18 protein-coding genes are annotated in these 20272 nt (G+C 38.6%); 2 read left to right on the forward strand and 16 right to left on the reverse strand.

The window, feature by feature from the left end; all coding sequences use genetic code 11:
- Positions 1 to 21 precede the first annotated feature (21 nt).
- The 6 genes from ACTWQM_RS00090 to aceB all read right to left on the reverse strand — a co-directional run bounded on the left by ACTWQM_RS00090 (position 22) and on the right by aceB (position 8971).
- Positions 22 to 1530, reverse strand: coding sequence for a BCCT family transporter (locus tag ACTWQM_RS00090; protein ID WP_443256136.1), 1509 nt, complete (start codon positions 1528 to 1530; stop codon positions 22 to 24).
- An 878-nt stretch (positions 1531 to 2408) separates the two neighbouring features.
- Positions 2409 to 2999 (reverse strand): nitroreductase family protein, encoded by a 591-nt coding sequence (locus tag ACTWQM_RS00095; RefSeq protein WP_443256137.1) that lies wholly within the window; start codon positions 2997 to 2999, stop codon positions 2409 to 2411.
- A gap of 325 nt (positions 3000 to 3324) precedes the next feature.
- The gene (locus ACTWQM_RS00100; RefSeq protein WP_443256138.1) at positions 3325 to 4512 is read right to left on the reverse strand and encodes a coiled-coil domain-containing protein; all 1188 of its coding nucleotides are present in this window, start codon (positions 4510 to 4512) and stop codon (positions 3325 to 3327) included.
- Positions 4513 to 5077: 565 nt separating this feature from the next.
- Positions 5078 to 6028 carry a magnesium/cobalt transporter CorA gene (gene corA, locus ACTWQM_RS00105; protein ID WP_443256139.1) on the reverse strand — a complete coding sequence of 317 codons (951 nt, stop codon included), beginning with the start codon at positions 6026 to 6028 and terminating at the stop codon, positions 5078 to 5080.
- 101 nt (positions 6029 to 6129) lie between these two features.
- A complete protein-coding gene (aceA, locus tag ACTWQM_RS00110) occupies positions 6130 to 7410 on the reverse strand; it encodes an isocitrate lyase (protein WP_443256140.1) in 1281 nt (426 codons plus the stop codon).
- The gene (gene aceB / locus ACTWQM_RS00115; protein ID WP_443257060.1) at positions 7400 to 8971 is read right to left on the reverse strand and encodes a malate synthase A; all 1572 of its coding nucleotides are present in this window, start codon (positions 8969 to 8971) and stop codon (positions 7400 to 7402) included. The genes aceA and aceB overlap by 11 nt, the downstream gene beginning before the upstream one ends.
- A gap of 583 nt (positions 8972 to 9554) precedes the next feature.
- Here aceB and ACTWQM_RS00120 point away from each other — a divergent pair.
- Positions 9555 to 10577: an FUSC family protein gene (locus ACTWQM_RS00120; RefSeq protein WP_443256141.1), complete on the forward strand. Its 1023-nt coding sequence runs from the start codon at positions 9555 to 9557 to the stop codon at positions 10575 to 10577.
- A gap of 55 nt (positions 10578 to 10632) precedes the next feature.
- Here the strand turns inward: ACTWQM_RS00120 and ACTWQM_RS00125 are convergent, their stop codons facing one another.
- The 7 genes from ACTWQM_RS00125 to ACTWQM_RS00155 form a co-directional block, all read right to left on the reverse strand.
- Entirely contained in the window at positions 10633 to 11262 is a 630-nt protein-coding gene (locus ACTWQM_RS00125; protein WP_443256142.1) for a response regulator, read from the reverse strand.
- Positions 11255 to 12298: a sensor histidine kinase gene (locus ACTWQM_RS00130; protein ID WP_443256143.1), complete on the reverse strand. Its 1044-nt coding sequence runs from the start codon at positions 12296 to 12298 to the stop codon at positions 11255 to 11257. The genes ACTWQM_RS00125 and ACTWQM_RS00130 overlap by 8 nt, the downstream gene beginning before the upstream one ends.
- Positions 12295 to 13026 (reverse strand): cell wall-active antibiotics response protein LiaF, encoded by a 732-nt coding sequence (gene liaF / locus ACTWQM_RS00135; protein ID WP_443256144.1) that lies wholly within the window; start codon positions 13024 to 13026, stop codon positions 12295 to 12297. Before liaF ends, ACTWQM_RS00130 begins: the two co-directional genes overlap by 4 nt.
- Before the next feature lie 242 nt (positions 13027 to 13268).
- Positions 13269 to 13898 (reverse strand): PspA/IM30 family protein, encoded by a 630-nt coding sequence (locus ACTWQM_RS00140; RefSeq protein ID WP_443256145.1) that lies wholly within the window; start codon positions 13896 to 13898, stop codon positions 13269 to 13271.
- A 23-nt stretch (positions 13899 to 13921) separates the two neighbouring features.
- A complete protein-coding gene (locus tag ACTWQM_RS00145; protein ID WP_443256146.1) occupies positions 13922 to 14275 on the reverse strand; it encodes a lmo0954 family membrane protein in 354 nt (117 codons plus the stop codon).
- Positions 14276 to 14479: 204 nt separating this feature from the next.
- On the reverse strand, positions 14480 to 15511 hold the full coding sequence (gene ltaE / locus ACTWQM_RS00150; RefSeq protein ID WP_443256147.1) for a low-specificity L-threonine aldolase: 1032 nt from the start codon (positions 15509 to 15511) through the stop codon (positions 14480 to 14482).
- Between the two features lie 15 nt (positions 15512 to 15526).
- On the reverse strand, positions 15527 to 16507 hold the full coding sequence (locus tag ACTWQM_RS00155) for an LLM class flavin-dependent oxidoreductase (RefSeq protein WP_443256148.1): 981 nt from the start codon (positions 16505 to 16507) through the stop codon (positions 15527 to 15529).
- Positions 16508 to 16745: 238 nt separating this feature from the next.
- On the opposite strand from ACTWQM_RS00155, the gene trhA reads away from it, so the two are divergent.
- Positions 16746 to 17393 (forward strand): PAQR family membrane homeostasis protein TrhA, encoded by a 648-nt coding sequence (gene trhA / locus ACTWQM_RS00160; RefSeq protein ID WP_443256149.1) that lies wholly within the window; start codon positions 16746 to 16748, stop codon positions 17391 to 17393.
- A 45-nt stretch (positions 17394 to 17438) separates the two neighbouring features.
- Here the strand turns inward: trhA and ACTWQM_RS00165 are convergent, their stop codons facing one another.
- The 3 genes from ACTWQM_RS00165 to ACTWQM_RS00175 form a co-directional block, all read right to left on the reverse strand.
- Positions 17439 to 18623 (reverse strand): MFS transporter, encoded by a 1185-nt coding sequence (locus tag ACTWQM_RS00165; RefSeq protein WP_443256150.1) that lies wholly within the window; start codon positions 18621 to 18623, stop codon positions 17439 to 17441.
- A 19-nt stretch (positions 18624 to 18642) separates the two neighbouring features.
- Positions 18643 to 19080 (reverse strand): MarR family winged helix-turn-helix transcriptional regulator, encoded by a 438-nt coding sequence (locus ACTWQM_RS00170; RefSeq protein WP_443257061.1) that lies wholly within the window; start codon positions 19078 to 19080, stop codon positions 18643 to 18645.
- Positions 19081 to 19214: 134 nt separating this feature from the next.
- Positions 19215 to 20270, reverse strand: coding sequence for a M42 family metallopeptidase (locus ACTWQM_RS00175; protein ID WP_443256151.1), 1056 nt, complete (start codon positions 20268 to 20270; stop codon positions 19215 to 19217).
- Between the last annotated feature and the right edge of the window lie 2 nt (positions 20271 to 20272).

The raw sequence follows: 20272 nt of genomic DNA on the forward strand, positions 1-20272 counted from the left end.
TTCTTTTAGCTGCTACGATTTCTATTTATCGTTATCCTTAGGAACGGGTTCCTTTTTGATCATCTTAATAAACGATACAACAATTATGAGCAGAATGATCGTGAATGGCAGTGCTGATACTAGTGATGCTGTTTGCAGCGCATCCAATCCACCACCACCTGCAAGTAATAGTACAACAGCTATAGCAGTAATTAGTACTCCCCAAATTATTTTCACAGTCAGTGCTGGGTTCAAGCTGCCTTTTGACGTCATACTACCTAGAATATATGTTGCAGAATCTGCAGAGGTAACTAGGAATGTAAAGATTAGGAATATCGACAGCAACGACAATATAGTTGCGAACGGTAAGTCACCAAATGCTTCAAATAACGCAACAGTCATATCCGCGTTTACAGCTTCAGCAATTTTGGTTCCATTAAACAAATCACTATGAATTGCTGTGCCACCAAGAGCCGCTATCCATAAGCAGGCAATTAATGGAGGAACCACTAATACCCCAAACACAAATTCGCGAATTGTTCTGCCTTTTGACACCCGGGCGACAAATGCACCTACAAATGGTGACCATGCTGTTGACCATGCCCAATAGAATACTGTCCATTCCCGAATCCATGTTTCTCCTGAATATGGTGTTAAGCGCAGACTATACTGAACAAAATTGGTTATGTAATCTCCCAAACCTAATACAAACGTATTCAGGATAAAAACAGTAGGACCTACAGCAAAAACAAAAGCAAGTAATACTAAACATAAAGCCAAATTTAAATTACTCAGCCATTTAATCCCCTTATTCAACCCCGTACTTGATGAAATTAAATAGGTAACAAGCATGACTCCTGCAATTGCCATTTGTACCCAAATCGAATTTGGGACATCAAATACACTCTTCAGACCACCATTCATTTGCATTATGCCAAGTCCAAGCGACGTTGCCACACCCATAACAGTCGCAATAACTGCTAACGAGTCGATAGTTCCGCTTAACCCTTTGTTCTTACCCACAACCGGTTGGATAGCGGTGGAAATCAAACCTTTCTTTTCCTTTTTAAACTGCAGGAATGCAATTACCAAACCTACTATTGCAAAAACTGACCACTGACTAACACCCCAGTGGAAAAAGGCATAGCCCATTGCAATTCTAGCTGCTTCTTCTGTTTGGGCGCCAATCTCCGGAAATGGTGTTTCAAAGAAATGACTCATTGGTTCGGCAACACCCCAAAATACTAGGCCTGCACCAAACCCTGCTGAAAACAGCATGCCAATCCAAGTGAAAAATGGATATTCTGGACGAGAATCATGATCTCCAAGGCGAACTTTTCCATATTTACTAAACGAAATTCCAACTAAAAATATAACAAAGATAAATACTGCCAAAGAATAAAACCAGCCAAAATTAATGGTCGTAAATAAAAAAAGGTCGCCTGCCACATCTCCAAACTTTTTCGGCATGACAGCTCCGATAATTACTAATAATGATACAAAGATTGCTGATACGAAAAATACGGGATTTTTATAAGTATGTTTTTCCATAATTGTTCCTTTCTTGTGATAGTATTTTGGTAATATAGGATTATAATAAACAAGGGAAGAAATTAAGAGATATCATATGTAATTTAACCCGAAAAGGACAACTCTAAACGCCTTTTTTTAATTACATAAACTCCTTTTAGGATAATAACATTTTTTACAAGGTTAACGGAAATATATAAAAGTCTTAATTTGAATCTTTTAGTCTCTTTTCTTATTGTTTTGCTGGTTTTAATCTTCGTAGTAGATATAAAATGCGAATTAACTTTATGTAAATTCCTTCTATTCCTTATAAGATGGGTGCTAATCCAACGCTGCGGAAAAAAACTCGCTTTCCATGGGGAACGCTTCAGCCTCCTCACGAGCAAAAAGCGCTCGTTGCGGGGTCTTCAGACTGTTCCATTCCCATAGGAGTCTCGCATTTTTCCGCAGCTTAGAATAACTCAACGAACTCATAGACTATAACTACGCATAAATCTGAAAGCCACTGGAAAAGGCTATCCTGAATAGAGGCTAGAGTGTTACCTATGGCTATGAAGCAATGTCTCAATAAGCATTGATTAATTTACAGGATAAAGCGAGCAAAACCCAGCGGAGGAAATACACGTAGACTCCTGTGGGAGCTGAGGACTAGATGAGACTAGGCATCAATGTAGGATCAAGGAGACTCATCAGCCGCCCTAGGTGCGCGAAGTGTATTTCCGAAGCGGTGTTAAGCACTCAGCATGTTAGTTCGCAGTTTATATCAACCACGACTAGGATACATTTCTTGGGTACAGCGTAGAAATACTTCCTTTATAACAAAATTTCCTGCTCCCTCCTTATTATCTGTTCATACGAAAAAATGGCCTCCACATTTATGGGAGACCATTGTTTGCTTGTTATAACTTTTCTGCAAAAGTTCCTTCAGAAATGAATTTTTCAACCTCGTTACGGTCGGAAGGTTTTTCTCGTTCCTGTAATTGTGGCTCCAGGTCTTCCCTTTCACCCTGATACCCAATTGCAACAATAGCATGAACCGAATAATTTTCAGGTATATTTAATACTTCTTTAGCTTTAGCTTTGTCAAATCCACCCATAGCATGTGTTGCCAAACCTTTACGAGCTGCCTCCAGGGCTAAATAGCCCCACGCAGCACCTGTATCAAATGCATGTGAAGGATTATCCCCTCCCAAAAGTTCTGCATCATTTTTGGAAATGACAGCTATCAATACCGGTGCTTTTTCACACCATGCTACATTACCATCAAAGATAAACGAATGAAATTTTTCACGATCTGCTTCTGTTCGTGCTACCACAAACCTCCATGGTTGAACATTAGCTGCTGATGGTGCCCATCGTGCTGCCTCAAATACTGTGTGCAGTACATCATCAGAAACTTCCTTATTTAAAAATGACCTTGGTGACCATCTCTTAATAAAAATAGGATCTATATCGTGGGATGCTTCCCGAAACTCTTTTAATTCATACATTGGTATGTATGCCTCCTCTGTTTTATATCTGTTGTTAATGTAATAGTTCCGAAAACCATTATATAATCTGCGCTTACTTTTTGTAACTAATATGCTCACATTAAGAACTTGGCTGTTTGCTAATCTTAGATGCACTTATACAATAAGAAAAGAATTAATACTTTCTTATTTAAACAATGGGCGCTGGCCGGTGAAAAAGTTACGTCCTATCCGTCGGAGTTCGGCATGGCTGTTCGGACACCCAGTTATCCATAATACAAAAAATTATAGTTTATTAGACACTAAAAAAAGATCTACCCTCGAAGGATAGATCTTTAATTTAAAATCATTTTATACGGCGTACATGTCCGGCAAAGTGACTTTTCCAATAGCTGTTATTCATACTTGCGATTGCCAGCCCAGTACTATTCTGTGAACCTATGAATTTATCATTTCCTAAATATATACCGATATGGCCATTAGTTTTATAAGTATTAAAGAATACGAGGTCACCTGGCTGGATATTACTATAGGAAACTTTACTACCAGTATATTGTAATTGAGCAGTACTGGAAGGTACTGAAATTCCAGCCTGCGAGAATGCCCATGATATAAATCCGGAGCAATCAAAACCGCTTGGTGAGCCTCCACCCCAAACATAAGGAGTTCCAAGATATGGCATTCCGGCATTCATCACTTCACTTAGACTCCCGCTTGGAGCTCTCTCTTCTTTTTTACTTAGAGTTGTCAGATTACCTCCGTCAGAGCTTGAAGATGACTCTGAACTGCTATGTACACTACCTGAACGCTGATCTACTTCCCGATTGATTGTTACAAGACTTCTTTTCTCATCCTGCAAGTTAGATTTCAGTGCTCTAAGGTTCTGTTCCTTTTCTTTTAACTTCTTCTTATCAGCTTCATTTTGTTCCTTTTGTGCAAGGATGGTGTCTTTCATACCTTCCAATTCTGTTTTCATGTCCTTTAATTCATCAAGCTTTTTCTCAGCAGATTCTTGTTTTTCTTCAAGAGCTGCCATATCTTCTTTTTGTTGTTTCATAAGCTTATTGTCCGATTCAGCTATTTTAGTAACTGCAGAAACCCGACCAATAAAGTCGCTGAAACTTTTTGAGCCAAAAATCACCTCAAGATAGTTCACGTCCCCACCGTTTTTTTGGTAGGATACCATACGATCTTTCAAAATCTCATTACGTACCTCTATATCTTCTTCCAAATCGTTAACTTCATTTTCAATCGTTTTGATTTCTTTTTTTGTATTTTTAATATTACCAGCGGTTTCATTCATTTTATCCTTATTTTGTTCCAGAGCATTGTTAACACTGTCTATTTTTTCGTTTAAATCCTCCAACTCTATCATTACATCGGCTATCTTCTCTTCAGCTTTTGATAGATTGGCATTTATTGTTGAACGTTCAGACTGTGAATTATCCGGTGTAGCGTAAACAGAATCAGCTAAGAATGTACTCCCTAAAATAACCACACCTGCTGTGGCTATTATACTTATCGTTTTTTTCATCTTTCTATTCCCCCGCTTCCCTGTATCTTTATGTAAAGTTTTTCTCGTTTTTGTGGGTAAATTGCAATAATTTGATAAAAAACTATAGATTATGTATCTATCTTTTTAGGTAATTCGTATTATATCATCTAAAAATGACATGAATGTAATAGAAATATTACAATTGTATTTCATTTTTTTAAGCGTTCTGTAATAAAGAGGCGAATCGCACAACACCAGTCAAACTAACCCGTTCCTTAAACTAAAAATACCTTACTACTTCCAAGCACAACATTACTAAACTACTGCAAAGTACCCATATTTTTCATCTAATTCCATATTAAGATTAAATCCACCCTTTTAAATTTCATTAAAATTGCTCGTCCTTTCGCCTTATTAGCAATGGTTTGTCTCACTTATGCAGTCAGAAAGTGTTTCTGCTTTTTTAATGTTAAAAAAAGACACTCTCCGAAGTATCCATGCTGTTTCTATTTGGTAAACTGCTCTTCTTCCGTTTCCCCCTTATGCTTTGAACTCCAAGCTTTAATGGCGAAAGTATCTCCACTTTAGAAAGAACGGTCAACCACTAGTAAAACCAACCCTTTTTCCTAAACCAAAAATACATTCCTGACGCCAATCCAATCATGATTAACCACACTACCAAATACCCATATTTTAAATCTAATTCTGGCATATAGGTGAAGTTCATCCCATAAACACCTACAATAAACGTCAATGGCATAAAAATAACTGATATTATTGTTAGTATTTGCATTGTTCTATTAGTTTGCTGTGCGTTTAGTGAAACATAACTATCCCTAATATCCTGTGTAATTTCACGATTTGACGCAATCATGTCAGCAACCTTTATTAGATGATCATGGATATCGACAAAATATTCCCTTCTTACATCGCCCCCTTCCAAATGATGTGTGTTTAAAATATGGTATAGCAAATCACGCATCGGATGAACGGTTTGTCTTAGCTTAAGTAATTCTCCACGCCTGTCAAATAATTGTTCAAGCAGATTCTCCATTGATAATTTCTTCGTATTATCTTCAATTTCATTAATATGGTCCTCAATTTCATGTACGATTGGAAAATAATTATCAACTACATTGTCCAATATCTGGTGGAAAATAAAATATTCACTTACGATGTCCTTATTTTTCATCCTTGGTAATCGACTCGTTATTTCGTGAATAGCGTGTGATTCATGCTTATGAAATGTAACAATAAGCTTTTCCGCTATAAATATGTTTATTTCCAATTTTGACAGGCTGTGTCGATCAATCGAATGAATGACAAAAAAAGAATGTTTCTCATAATAGTCCAATTTTGGTCGTTGCATATCATGCATGCAATCCTCAATAGCTAATGGATGAAAGTGAAAATATGATTCCAGTAAGCTCATTTCACTATCTGATGGTCTTTCAAAATCAACCCAAACCCATAAATATTCGGACAAATCAAGCTCTTCCATCGTCACACTTTCTATAATTTCCTTATCTATTTTTTGGGCAAGTATGCTTATCATTTGGAATTCCTCTCTCGTTTCTTATCTATACTTCTTTTGCCCTATTTAAATATTTCTACACAAAAAAAGACACTCTCCCGAAGAAAGTGTCCTTACCATTCTTATTTAGTAAACTGCTCTTCTTCTGTTGATCCCTTTAACGCTCCAGTTGATGATTCTCCACCAGATATCACCTGAGCTACTTCATCAAAATATCCTGTTCCGACTTCCCTCTGGTGACGTGTTGCACTGTACCCAAAATCTTCGCTGGAAAATTCAGCTTGCTGCAATTCAGAGTATGCTGCCATTCCATTATTTTTGTATTTCCTGGCAAGCTCGAACATACTATGGTTTAACGCATGAAATCCTGCCAACGTTACAAATTGAAATTTGTAGCCCATCTGAGCAAGTTCATCTTGGAAACTGGCCATTTCCTGCTCCGAAAGTTTGCGCTTCCAGTTAAAGGATGGTGAACAGTTATAGGCTAACAGTTTGCCAGGATATTTTTCATGAATAGCATCGGCAAATTTTTGTGCCTCCTGCAGGTTAGGTTCCGATGTTTCACACCAGATTAGATCTGCATATGGTGCATAAGCAATCCCACGGGCAATCGCCTGATCAATTCCTGCTTCTGTTTTGAAAAATCCCTCCGACGTTCGTTCACCAGTCAAAAACGCTGCGTCATAAGGGTCTACATCACTTGTAATTAAATCTGCCGCATTTGCATCTGTCCGGGCAATGATTAATGTTGGTGTTCCCATTACATCTGCTGCTAAGCGTGCAGAAATTAGATTTCGAACTGCTGTCTGAGTTGGTAACAATACCTTTCCACCTAAATGACCACACTTCTTTTCCGATGAAAGCTGGTCTTCAAAATGTACAGCTGACGCACCTGCTTCAATCATGGATTTCATTAATTCAAAAACATTCAACTGCCCCCCGAAACCGGCTTCCGCATCTGCGACAATTGGTGCAAACCAATCAATTGAATCATCACCTTCAGCATGATGGATTTGATCTGCACGTTGTAATGCCTGGTTAATTCGTTGCACAACATTCGGAACACTGTTAACTGGATATAAACTCTGGTCCGGATACATCTGACCGGACATATTGGCATCTGCCGCTACCTGCCAGCCGCTCAAGTATATAGCTTTCAAGCCTGCTTTAACCTGCTGCACCGCTTGATTTCCAGTCAGTGCACCTAATGCATTCACATAATCATTATCACTATTAACCAAATTCCATAATTTCTCTGAACCTTTTTTTGCTAGCGTATGTTCAATATCTATCGATCCACGTAGCCGAATAACATCCTCTGCCTTATATGGCCGTTCAACATTCACCCACCGTATATTCTGGTCCCACTCACTTTTAATTTGTTCTACCCGGTTACTTTCCATTATTAATCTCCCCTTTCATTAATTGTTTATATGCTGGGATTGTTAAGAATTCAGCGAAATCATCTCGCACGATAAGGTCCCTGAATAAACTGGAAGCTTCTTTATACTTTTCGTCTTCGAATTCTTCTTGTACTATTTTGTCAATTATTTTCAATGTAACTTTCCGCTGATCTTCAAGGACTCCATTCGGATGACGAATCCATTGCCATAACTGGGCACGTGAAATTTCTGCTGTGGCAGCATCCTCCATTAAATGATTAATTGGAACAGCGCCACGTCCCTGAAGCCAAGCTGCTATATATTGAATACCTACCGTTATGTTTGTTCGTACTCCCTGTTCCGTTATTTTTCCTTGAGGTACTTCCAGCAAATCTTCTCGTGAAACAACTACATCCTCCCGTTTCCTTGAAATTTGATTGGACTCTGGCATTCTTTTGTCAAATATATCTTTTACAAACTGTACCATCCCTGGATGTGCAACCCATGTTCCGTCATGTCCGTCCGTTACTTCACGTTCCTTATCTGCACGTACTTTCTGAAATGAAGCTTCATTTGCTTTTGGATCATTTTTCACTGGAATTTGTGCAGCCATTCCTCCTATTGCCGGTGCATTTCGCTGATGACAAGTCTTAATCGCAAGTAAAGAGTATGCATGCATAAACGGAACATCCATTGTTACAGTAGAACGATCTGGAAAGAGGACGTCCGGATTACTTTGAAACTTCTTAATAAAGCTGAAAATATAATCCCATCTGCCGCAATTGAGCCCTGCAGAATGCTCACGTAATTCATATAAGATTTCATCCATTTCAAAAGCTGCATTAATCGTTTCAATTAGTACAGTAGCTTTTATTGAACCTTGTGGTATAACAAGTTCATTCTGTGCAAAGACAAATACATCGTTCCAAAGACGTGCCTCCAGGTGATTTTCAAGTTTCGGCAAATAAAAATAGGGGCCTGATCCACGCCTTAACAACTCTTTTGCATTGTGAAAAAAGTAGAGTCCAAAATCTACAAAACTAGCAGAAACCGGATTGCCATTGATTGTAAGATTCTGTTCTTCAAGGTGCCATCCACGTGGACGTACCATTAACACAGCTGTACTATCATTTAACTTGTATTCTTTGCCGTTATCTCCCTGAAAATCGATCTTTTTACGAATGGCATCTTTTAAATTAATTTGGCCATTTACTACATTTTCCCATGTCGGAGATGTTGCATCTTCAAAGTCCGCCATAAAAGTTTTAGCACCTGAATTCAGTGCATTAATAACCATTTTCCGATCGACCGGACCAGTGATTTCAACTCGCCGGTCCTGCAGATCGGTTGGCAATTGGTCAATTGTCCATTCGCTTTCTCGTATATCTTTTGTTTCCGGCAGAAAATCCAATTCCTGTTGACCATTTTGTAACTCGTTTCGAAGTTCTAACAACCTCTTTCTTCTTTCTTCAAAATGAATATGAAGTTTAGCGATAAAGTTCAAAGCATCATCTGTTAAGACTTCATCAAATTTATCACCCAAATGATTATTTATTCGTACTTTTTCATTTTTCGTCAGCATCAATTCACACCTTCCTTGTTATAATACAATAATTTAATTGACACATTGTTATATAACAATATATCCAAAAAAAATTTACTCTTCCCTTTTTGATAGGCAATAATCACATTCTAATGTGTAGCTTCGGTCATCAATTTGCTTTCCACACTCCGGGCATATTGGGGTATTCAATGTATTTCCTCCTCCCTTATATATAACAGTTAGTTTATTATTTAATTGTTATAATACAGTCTATGTGTTTTTTTAAAAAAATGCAACCCTTTTTTTGAAAAATTTGATTTTCTTTTGAAAGCTAACGGAGAATACCTTTGTCTACTTATTCTTTAGACATAAAAAGTTATATTTCTTAAAAGTAAAGTGAGTCAATCTCATATGACTATCATTTTTCCTAATGATTTTAGCCTTGAGATGCCCGTAAAAAGCGTCCGTTGCAGTGGCAAGTCAACAATCCTAGCACATTTCCAGATACTGGTTTATCTTTGAATTATGTAATTGAACCAAGAGTAAAGTAAAAAAAAGATTTGCAAATTGGCTAAACTATGGAAGAATATGATATGAATCATAATTTGGAGTGAATCAGAATATGAAGCATTTTAATTTCCCTGGCAGCAGGGTTGTCAAAACTGGTGTGGCAATTTTTATAACTGCATGGATTTGTGTCCTATTAGAATGGCCACCCGTTTTTGCCGTTATAACAGCTATTGTTACAATTGAACCAACTGTTTCAGACTCAATCAGAAAAGGACTTATTCGTTTTCCTGCATCTGCAATCGGGTCGGCATATGCGGTGCTATTTATATCGATTTTTGGTAATTCACCACTTACCTATTCACTTGCAGCTGTGTTTACAATTGCTACATGTTTCAAATTTAAATTGCATGCAGGTCTGCTTGTTGCAACACTTACCGCTGTTGCAATGGTTGAAGTTATTCATAGCAATTATTTAATATCATTTTTTATCCGATTAGGTACTACAACGACAGGGTTAGTCGTCTCAACTGCCGTTAATATGTTTGTTTTGCCGCCAGATTATACCAAAGATATTATTCAAAAGATACAAGAGATCCGAAAAAGAACAGGGGTTGTCATAGAAGAAGTATTCCGGGATATTTTGGAGGAGAAAGATAATGAAATAGAGACTACTGATCAGAAGCAGGTCGACCAGCTGGATAAAACAATTCATCAAACAGAAACATTAATCCGTTTCCAAAGAGAAGAAACTAAATATCACCCTTTAGTTGGAACGGAAAAGGCTCAATTCCAATCTGCACAGAATCATCTATTTCGGTTAAGACTCATTCACTATCATATTGATAACCTAATTAATACACCGCTGAAAACAATTTCATGGTCAAGAGAAGAACGAACGGATATATTAAAAGCTGTATCAGAGCTATCTTATTCATTGCAAAATAAAACCAACTATACGTCTGCAAAACACCATAAGCAGCTCAAGCAATTAACGGAAATTTTCTGGGATGACAATGAGGAAATAACCAAAAATAGTGATGTTCATCCAACTACCTTTCCTCCCGAATTAATTATATTATATGAACTCGTTTCCATTTATAACTTGGTCGAAAGATATTACAAAAAGCCACAATGATTGTGGCTTTTTCAAATTGCTGCGTTTAAAAAGAAGTAATACATACAAAAGGAGTCTAAACTAAATCATTTTTAAAGGCGTAAATAACTGCTTGTGTTCGATCTTGTACTTCCAATTTTCCCAGAACATTACTAACATGAACTTTCACTGTTTTTAAGGCAATAAATAACTGATCAGCAATTTCCTGATTTGTTTTCCCCTGTGCAACAAGCATTAATATTTCCATTTCACGGTCAGTCAATTGACTATGTGGACTAGCGACAGGCTTTTCGCGCATTCGGTTCATTATTTTCCCTGTTACTTCAGGCTCCAAAATAGATTGGCCATCATAAGTTGCACGGATTGCTTTGGCAATTTCATTTGCTTTGGAAGTCTTCAGCATATAGCTAGTTGCACCCGCTTCAAGTGCCGGGTATACCTTTTCATCGTCAAGAAAGCTTGTCACAATAATAATCTTTGCCTCAGGCCATTGCTCGATAATTTTCGTTGTTGCTTCAATTCCGTCCATTTCTTTCATTACCAGATCCATTAAGATGATGTCGGGCCTTAAATCCAGGGCCAATTCAACTGCCTCTCCACCATCACCAGCTTCAGCGATAACATCAATATCTTGCTGGGCTGACAAGTAGGCTGCGACGCCAATTCTAACCATCTCATGATCGTCAGCAAACAGTACGTTAATCATTACTTTCACCTTCTTTTCTAAAGCTTGGGACTTTTACTTCCAACCTTGTTCCTTCATTAGGCAAACTAATTATTTTAAACGTTCCACCCACTTCAAAAGCACGTTCGCGCATATTTTGAAGTCCATATGAACTGGTTTTAACCTTCTCCATATCAAATCCTATTCCATCATCAACTACACGCATAATTACAGTTTGATCACGCTCTATTAACATGACGTGAAATGAAGATGCCTTTGCATGACGAAGGGTGTTTGAAACAGATTCCTGCAGAATTCGAAATAACTGGTCTTCCACACCTTTATCAATGGTGAGTGCTTCTACTTTCCAGTCAATCACCATTGGTACCTTTTGTGTGAGTTCAACCAATAGCTCTTCTACACCTTCTTGTATGGATTTCCCTTTTAGTGCAACAGGTCGCAAATGAAGGAGTAGTGCACGCATCTCAAGCTGCGACTGATGAATCATCTTCTCGACCATTTGCAGCTGCTGTTTGATTGATGCGTCATCAGGCGGGTTCGATTCGTTAATGGCCGACATCATCATTGACGCCGCAAACAGCTGCTGACTGACCGAATCATGCAGTTCCCTTGCTAATCGATTCCTCTCCTGGACAACAACTTCCTGTAAACTTTTCTCTCGTTCAGTTGCCCTTTCTGTAACCAAACGTTGTGCATTTTCAGTTTGAATACGTATTTTTTCCTGAATTTCTTCCATGGATTGTTGAATTTTATCAAGCTCTTTATAGACTTCATCATCGGTTGATAGCTTTTGACCTTTGGCAATTTCATCTAAATGCTTCGACACACGCTGTAGCCGTTGTCGCCAGTACCATCCCGTTGTTACACCAATAATTGCACCTGCAACGACTGGTATTCCAAGCGCAAAAACTAAAAATGGTACATCATAAATCGTTCGATCGATTATTAACGACCAGTTATCAAGTGGAAAAGCTGCCATTGTAATCCCAATCATCAGCAGCGTGATGAGCAAGGCAAATAAAATTGCGGTAAAGACGTGACGTAAAATAGGACTCATATCCGCTTCACCTCAATATCTCCGGAGAGTACTGACGTTACAATTTTCACGCGTGGAAAAGTTGTGTCATAGTCTTCTGTTTGGTAGAGAAGCGATTGATTCATCAACTTCCAATGATGCTTTCCAAGAATATGAGCACGCCCAAAAACGGCACTATGATGTACGCTTACTTCTACTTCGTAAGGAACATGTATTTCAACGTTACCAACGATATGACGTAGTGAAATCACTACAGTATCATTAGGAAGAACGGTATTGCTTAAATCAATCACCCTATCACCAAAAGCCGCATGAATATTAATATCCCGCCATTGATATGCTGTATCCTCCGTACGTTGATCACCGAAAACTTTATGGTTAAACAATGGCTTCAATTGTGTAACTGTTTCATTTTTTACCTCTTCGGTTCCAGTTAATCTTGGATTTATTTGTTCCGATTCCTGCTTTGACTTGGAATAGTTTATAATGAATAAAACGATGGCTGCCAGAATTAGGAAACGGACTGCCAGCATATTTAAGACAGCAAATACTAAACCAACTACCCCAAACCAGAAAAAGATTTTTCCCCACAACCGATAGAACTTTTTCCAGCCGATATAGATAAAAAAGCCCGAAAATAAAGCTGAAAAAATCATCCCACCATGAAAAAAGGCGACTTCTATAACAAAAAGAATCACTCCAATTATCAATATCCAGTTAAATGTATCTGTCGACAAACGTTGAAACATGAAGTGACCCCCTCTCAATTTATGTAGTAGCAAAAGCATAGGTGCTTGTATAGTGGCGTATGGACTGGACTGACCTGTGCGAGATAAAGGAAAGCAGAAAGTGATTTTCTTTCTAGCTTGACTTATCGTAAGCACAGGGAGGGAAGTACACTAGCCACTAAGCACCGACGCTAGCCGAATAGACGCAGAAGGACTGCGCCTGTTCAGTATATCATTTTTTCTTATGTTGATACATAATGCTGTTAATTTGCCTTTTCCTGCATTTCTTTTTCGAGTTTGTCAATTTTACTGTCAAATGTACTTCTGTAATAGGAAGTATTTACTTTGTTTTCCAGACCTTCAATGTACTGCTCCATTTCAGCAAAGCGTGAAAAAGGTTTTTCTGATGTTTCTTCCACTACCTTATTTATTTGATGGTTCGCATGTGCGACATTTTCACGACCCATTAATTCCATTCTGCGCAAATGCATATCTTTCAGTTTGTGCTTCATCTCTTCATATTTCTGTTCTAATGTTTCCAACTGCTCAACTGCTTCTTCACGTGAAGCTTTCATACGATCTGCACGTACCTGATACTCTTCATGCTCTCTTACAGCGAATTCATGCATTTGCGCTTCTTCTGCTTTTTCTGCGATACCTGCTTGTTTCAGTCGTTTATCGGCAAGATCCTGTGCCTTATGATATTCTTTGGTAAATTCATCTTTCAATTTATATTGACGCTCAACAAGCTTGCGTACTTTTTCCTTTTCCTGCTCACTTTGGCGTAAATATTGATTTAAAGCTGCAATTGGATTTTTCTGTTCCTTTTGATCCATTATATTATGAAGATCTGACGAAACTGAATCTTTTATCCGTGTAAATATATTTGTCATCGAAAATCGCTCCTTTTCATCTATTAATTATTGATTTCTGCCCATTGGCGTTCAAAGTTTGTAAATGGGTCATTATCTTCTACTACTTGATCAACTGATTGATCATCATCATCTTTCCAGCTTGTGTAAATTAAGTACAAGACATATGCTGCTGCAATGCCGATTACTGCATAGAAGTTTGACAGTCCAATACCTAATACAAATAAACCAGCGATTACCCAGCCAATTTTTCCTGCTGCAGAATCACTTTTGATGAACTTTTTAAAGATGATATACAGCAGCCATACACTAACTCCTAGTAAAATCATCGGACCAAGATTAGCCAGCAAAATAAAAAATGCAACCAATCCTCCGACGAACAACATAAATTTTTTCATGTATCCCGCCTCCTTTCATAAATCAATCATACCGATTAAACAGCGTCCTTGTAATGATCCACAGCCATATTTCGGACTAGGTCTCAAGGCGTATACTGGTATAAAAAACAGGGTGTGCTATCCCTAGAGGGGAACAGCACACCCTGATTCCTTATCGTTTTGTTGTCGATGTTTAATCGATGTTTATCGTTTCCGCTTCAATCTTTATCGATTCGCACCCACCAAAGCACCAATTCGATCAATCACACTCCGGATTTCCTCTTTTGAAACATCAAAATGCGTGACAAAGCGGACTGTATTTGGACCAAATGGTACTGCTAGAATACCAGATTCCTTGAGCATCTCTAAGAACTGTTCTGCACGTAATCCAGCATCTTCAGTATTTACAAGCACAATATTGGTATCGACGTTATTTTCGATTGTTAACCCGCTTACTTCTTTCAATCCGTCTGCCAATAATTGCGCATTTTCATGATCTTCTGCTAGTCGGTCAACCATTGTGCGTAGCGCGACTAAACCTGGTGCAGCAATAATGCCAGCTTGTCTTAATCCGCCTCCTAAGCGTTTACGCCACTTCCTTGCTTTTTTGATAAATGCGGACGATCCTGCAATTATCGAGCCAACAGGTGCACCCAACCCTTTCGATAGGCAAAACTGTACCGTCTCAGTATACGCCGCAAATTCCTTTACATCAATTCCTGTAGCAACTGCCGCATTAAACATACGTGCCCCGTCAAGATGAACAGGTATATTTTGTTGCTGGGCCATTTCAAAAATTGTTCGCATATTATCAAGTGAAACAACTGCTCCACCCGCACGATTATGTGTGTTTTCAAGGCAAATCAGCCCTGTCTCCGGTAAATGTATATCGTCTCCGCGAACCGCTGCTTGAACTTCACCAGGATTCATGGCACCGTTCTTTCCATATATAGTTCTTGGCTGGACACCTGCAAGTGCTGAAATGGATGCACCCTCATATTTAAAAATATGGGAATCTGCTTCTAATATAATTTCCTGCCCTGGCTGACAGTGCGTCAATACGGCAATCTGATTCCCCTGTGTTCCACTTGGGACAAACATTGCAGCCTCTTTGCCCAGCTTTTGAGCAGATAATTCCTCCAATTCTATTATTGTCGGATCCTCCTGGTATACATCGTCGCCAACTACTGCATCGAAGGCAGCTTGCCGCATTTCTGGTGTTGGTTTAGTCACTGTGTCACTTCGTAAGTCAATCATCGTATCCCCTCCATATTAGTTATCTGCTAACATTTCTTTTGCAATTAACTCGTAAGATTTCTGTCTTGCCTCATAACTGTGTGTAATAGTAACAAGCATAAATTCATCTACCTGATAAAGCAGTTGCAGTTGTTCAAGCTGCTGTTTCACTTCTTTTGGATCACCTATAATCATTTTGCGTTCCATTTTCCTAATTGTTTCTTTTTCTTCATCCGAAAAAGAGTACGCCTTAGCCTCTTCAACAGATGGGATACGTCCGCTCCCCTCACCTTTTGCACGTAATACACTCCAAAGTTGACTGCTTAATGCCAATTCATTAGCCTTTTCTGTTGTTTCTGCACAAACGGCTGAAACTGTTACAATCGTTTCTGAATGTTTTTTTGTATATTGCTTAACGATTGAAGGACCATCTGCATCACTGATAAAATGCCCATACGCATATGGAAGACCTTTTTCAGCAGCCAATATTGCACTTTTTTCACTTGTGCCAAGTAACCACGGCTCTGGTGAATACGTTGGGACAGGAGACGGCTTTATTTTCGAATACATGTGATCTTTTGGAAAACTTTTATGTAAAAACTGCAGGACTTCATCAATTGAATCAGAAAACTGGTTTACCTGTTTTAAAAAGTCACCTGATAACGCAATGCTCGCCTCTGCTGAACCACCGGGAGCTCGTCCAATCCCAAGGTCGATACGATCCGAAAATAGAGTGGCAAGCATATTATATCTTTCTGCAACATTAAAAGGCTTATAGTGAGGTAACAGTACAGCACCAGCACCGATTCTGATACAATTGGTTTTCGCTCCAATAATCCCAAGCATAAGGTCTGGTGCAGGACAAGCTAATCCTGGCAGATCATGATGTTCGGCAATCCAATAACGTGTATAACCTAAATCATCACCAGTCTGGGCTAGTTTTATCGATGCTGCTAATGCTTCATTTGCTGTTTTATCATTTGATATCGGAGCTTGGTCGAGAATGCTTAACCGCATTTTGCAGTACCTTCTTTCAGTTGAAATTCGTTTAGAAAACTTGGCTTATCGCCAAGCCTTTATGGCGAAAGCCTTAGTTGCACTTATGCAGTAAGAAAGGATTTATACTTTCTTATCTGCCTAGTAAAATAACTATCCTTTTAAATGCCACTACCACTAATCATTGACTACATATTAACACAGATATATCATCGTTATATAGTTTCTAAAACTACTAGTTAAGAAGGTGTTTCATAATATGGGGAATTATATACGTGAGCCGATTAATAGTCTGACACATTTGTTTGGCGCTATTTTATCGTTTGTGGGATTACTTGCCTTGGTCATAAAAGCAGCAGCAACGACAGATTCTATGTTAGCAATCGTGGCCGTGATAATTTTTGGAGTTAGCATGATTTTATTATATGCAGCGTCAGCAACATATCACATGGTTGTTGCAAAAAATCATGTCATTGCCTTTTTAAGGCGAATTGACCACTCCATGATATTTGTATTAATCGCTGGCACCTATACGCCACTATGTTTAATAAGTTTACAGGGGGTAACCGGCTGGATTTTATTTGCAGTGATCAACAGTATCGCAATAGCCGGAGTAACATTTAAATTAGTTTGGTTTCACTCACCCAGATGGCTGTCGACAGCATTATACATTGTGATGGGGTGGATTGTTGTATTTTATAGTCCTGCACTTGCGCCAATCATAGGTATGAACGGAATGACTCTGCTAATCCTTGGAGGTCTTTTTTACACGATGGGGGCACTTATCTACTGGCTCAAGCCGAAGTTTCTATCATTTAAACATATGGGATTCCACGAGATTTTTCATATTTTCATCCTGTTCGGAAGTCTATTTCACTTTTTCTGTATATATCAATATGTACTGTAAATTAAAGCAAAGGCCACCAATCCAGCGTTGGTGGCTTCCTTTTTCTTATAATGCCGTTTCCTTCGCATTTTCATCCCTGACAAATACAAACGTATATAACAGCAACAATACTAGCAAACTAATAATCGAAAAACCATAAATGAAATGATAGCTTGTAAGGGACGCAAGCACACCAAGCCCTGTTGATCCAACTGCAATTCCCAAATCCATCGATGAAAAGAACATGGCGTTGGCAGTTCCCTGCTTTTCTTTTTCCACGAAACCAACAGCAATTGCCTGTAAAGTTGGTGTCATTATTCCATAAGAAAAACCGTACATTACCCCAGCTATAAGCAATGTCATCGTATTCTGGGTAATAGATAATAGAAATAATCCGATAATACCAGCGGTTGCAGCAGGATAAATGATGATTTTATGTCCCAGATTATCATACAATCGCCCGGAGAATGGACGAACAACAACCATCATAACTGTCATCACAAGGAAAAATAATGACACAGATGCTCCAATATTAGCTTCCGCGCCAAGACCACTCATAAAACTGATTACTCCTCCTAAAGTCGTTGTAAAGAACATTGCTAAAATACACGGAAGTAATGCCTTCTTATCAAATGCATATTCCTTAAATGAAATTTGCTTGTCTGTGTCGGCAGAGGCACTAATCTTAGGAGTTTTTACAAAAAATCCAAGCACCAATGCAGCTACTGTCATTACAATGGACAATATAATTAGAAGATTGTACGAGTATAGCTGCAGCATTGAAATGGCAAACATTGGGGCCACACTTGTACCAACACTCGTAGCTAATCCGTAATAGCCAATGCCTTCCCCAAGCCGTTTAACCGGAATAATGTTTGTCGCCAAAGTAGAGAGTATGGTAGTAATAATACCAAATGCAACCCCATGCAATGCCCGCAGACACAACAGGAGACTTACGGAAGTCTGTCCGTAACTCAGGCCAATCGTTAGTGCCAACAAGATCAGCGTAATAATACTCATTACTTTAACGTCGACCTTATGAATCAAATAGCCAATTAGCGGACGCGTTAAAATCGCTGCCCCCATAAAGACCGTTGTCATCAGACCAGCCTGTGTCGGGTTCTTTTTAATCTCCATAATATAAGCTGGAAAACCTGCAGTCAGTAACTGTAAACATAGAAAAAATAAAAAAGCCATCACGACAATGACTATAAATTGGGACGTCCATAATCTTGATGTATTTCTACCCATAAAAATAAATTCCTTCTTTCTATTTGTTTGCTTCGTCTAGTTGTGAATCGATGTTGCTCTCCAGTGAATACAAGACTTCTTGGAAAATTGCTAGTTGATCTTTATCAATGTCATTGATTATTTTGAGATAAATTTCCTCGAGATAAGGTCCAACTTCTTCAGCCAGTTGTGACCCCCTATCTGTAATGTTAATCAAAAAAGAACGTCTGTCTTCCGGATTTCGAACACGATACACATACTCATGCTTTTCCAACAGATCAAGGATTTTTGTTAATGTTGCCTGATCTTTATCCGCACGTTCAGACAATACCTTTTGTGTAACCTGACCAGATTCGTTTAATGTACGGAGAACACTCCATTGCTCTGTTGTAATGTTAAATGATTTTAAATAGTAGTTTATAATGCGTGTAATTTTTTTGCTAAGCCGAACCGATGCTGAACCAATTGCTTTATCCATTGACACAAGGAATACCCCTTTCAAGCATACTTTTATTAGTATATACGAAAATATTATTTGTGTAAATATATTTTGTATACAAAGTATTTTTTTACTTAAAAAAATGACCCAGCGTATGCCGGGCCATTGCTTCATTAGTAGGATACAATTTCAGAAAGTACATATTGATAAAGAAGTTGTTCCGTATAATCTAATGACGTCTCGTGTGTGCGTTCATATGCGTGGGATGAATCAATTCCTGGTCCGATAAGTCCGTGGATAATATCATGCCCAGCCCTGATTGCAGCTGATGCATCGGAACCATAGTACGGATAAATATCCAATTTATGCACGATATTATTTGATTCAGCAAGCTCTACAAGATGCTTACGCAATCCATAATGATATGGTCCGCTGGCATCCTTCACACAGATCGAAACGGTGTATTCATCAGTGGTTTGGCCATCACCCATTGCCCCCATATCGACAGCCAGGTATTCGACTGTTTCAGGATTTATATTGGAGTTACCGCCATAGCCAATTTCTTCATTGTTTGAAATTAGAAAATGTGTCGTATGAGGTAATGTGATATTTTCTTCTTTTACTCTTTTTATAAGTTGCATGAGGCCGGCGACACTTGCTTTGTCATCTAAATGGCGTGATTTGATAAAACCGTTATCTGTTATCTGAACACGTGGATCGAAGGAAACAAAATCACCTACATCAATACCAAGTTCTCGAATATCATCAGCATTTTCAACCTTTGCATCAATACGGACTTCCATATTCTCCTGATTACGCTCAGCTTTTCCTGCATCCTTATAGACATGGACGGATGTTTGATGCATTAGGATTGTTCCTGTGTAAACTTTGCCACTGGTGGTTTGGATTTCACAGTACTCACCCTCAATAGCGTTATATTTGAAACCGCCGATAAGGTCAAGACGCAGGCGCCCGTTACTTTTCACTTCTTTAACCATAGCACCTAGTGTATCAACATGTGCGGTTAACATTCTGTGTTCCTTGTCATTTGCCCCAGGTAATGTCGCAATTAAACCACCCTTACGGTTGTGCTTTGTTTCCACCTGCAGATCATGTAAAAAATCCTCCACATATTGAATCACTTTCTCCGTGTTACCTGATGGACTCGGAATAGAAACCAGTTGTTTAATAAGCTCTTTTGTTTCGTTTACGTTTGGATATGTAGTCAAAA

The organism is Virgibacillus sp. L01 (genome assembly GCF_052246775.1).
Classification (GTDB): domain Bacteria; phylum Bacillota; class Bacilli; order Bacillales; family Amphibacillaceae; genus Lentibacillus.

Coding starts and splice junctions, on each gene's coding strand:
- ACTWQM_RS00090 (WP_443256136.1), bottom strand. CDS start 1,530: ATGGAAAAACATACTTATAAAAATCCCGTATTTTTCGTATCAGCAATC.
- ACTWQM_RS00095 (WP_443256137.1), bottom strand. CDS start 2,999: ATGTATGAATTAAAAGAGTTTCGGGAAGCATCCCACGATATAGATCCT.
- ACTWQM_RS00100 (WP_443256138.1), bottom strand. CDS start 4,512: ATGAAAAAAACGATAAGTATAATAGCCACAGCAGGTGTGGTTATTTTA.
- corA (WP_443256139.1), bottom strand. CDS start 6,028: ATGATAAGCATACTTGCCCAAAAAATAGATAAGGAAATTATAGAAAGT.
- aceA (WP_443256140.1), bottom strand. CDS start 7,410: ATGGAAAGTAACCGGGTAGAACAAATTAAAAGTGAGTGGGACCAGAAT.
- aceB (WP_443257060.1), bottom strand. CDS start 8,971: ATGCTGACGAAAAATGAAAAAGTACGAATAAATAATCATTTGGGTGAT.
- ACTWQM_RS00120 (WP_443256141.1), top strand. CDS start 9,555: ATGAAGCATTTTAATTTCCCTGGCAGCAGGGTTGTCAAAACTGGTGTG.
- ACTWQM_RS00125 (WP_443256142.1), bottom strand. CDS start 11,262: ATGATTAACGTACTGTTTGCTGACGATCATGAGATGGTTAGAATTGGC.
- ACTWQM_RS00130 (WP_443256143.1), bottom strand. CDS start 12,298: ATGAGTCCTATTTTACGTCACGTCTTTACCGCAATTTTATTTGCCTTG.
- liaF (WP_443256144.1), bottom strand. CDS start 13,026: ATGTTTCAACGTTTGTCGACAGATACATTTAACTGGATATTGATAATT.
- ACTWQM_RS00140 (WP_443256145.1), bottom strand. CDS start 13,898: ATGACAAATATATTTACACGGATAAAAGATTCAGTTTCGTCAGATCTT.
- ACTWQM_RS00145 (WP_443256146.1), bottom strand. CDS start 14,275: ATGAAAAAATTTATGTTGTTCGTCGGAGGATTGGTTGCATTTTTTATT.
- ltaE (WP_443256147.1), bottom strand. CDS start 15,511: ATGATTGACTTACGAAGTGACACAGTGACTAAACCAACACCAGAAATG.
- ACTWQM_RS00155 (WP_443256148.1), bottom strand. CDS start 16,507: ATGCGGTTAAGCATTCTCGACCAAGCTCCGATATCAAATGATAAAACA.
- trhA (WP_443256149.1), top strand. CDS start 16,746: ATGGGGAATTATATACGTGAGCCGATTAATAGTCTGACACATTTGTTT.
- ACTWQM_RS00165 (WP_443256150.1), bottom strand. CDS start 18,623: ATGGGTAGAAATACATCAAGATTATGGACGTCCCAATTTATAGTCATT.
- ACTWQM_RS00170 (WP_443257061.1), bottom strand. CDS start 19,080: ATGGATAAAGCAATTGGTTCAGCATCGGTTCGGCTTAGCAAAAAAATT.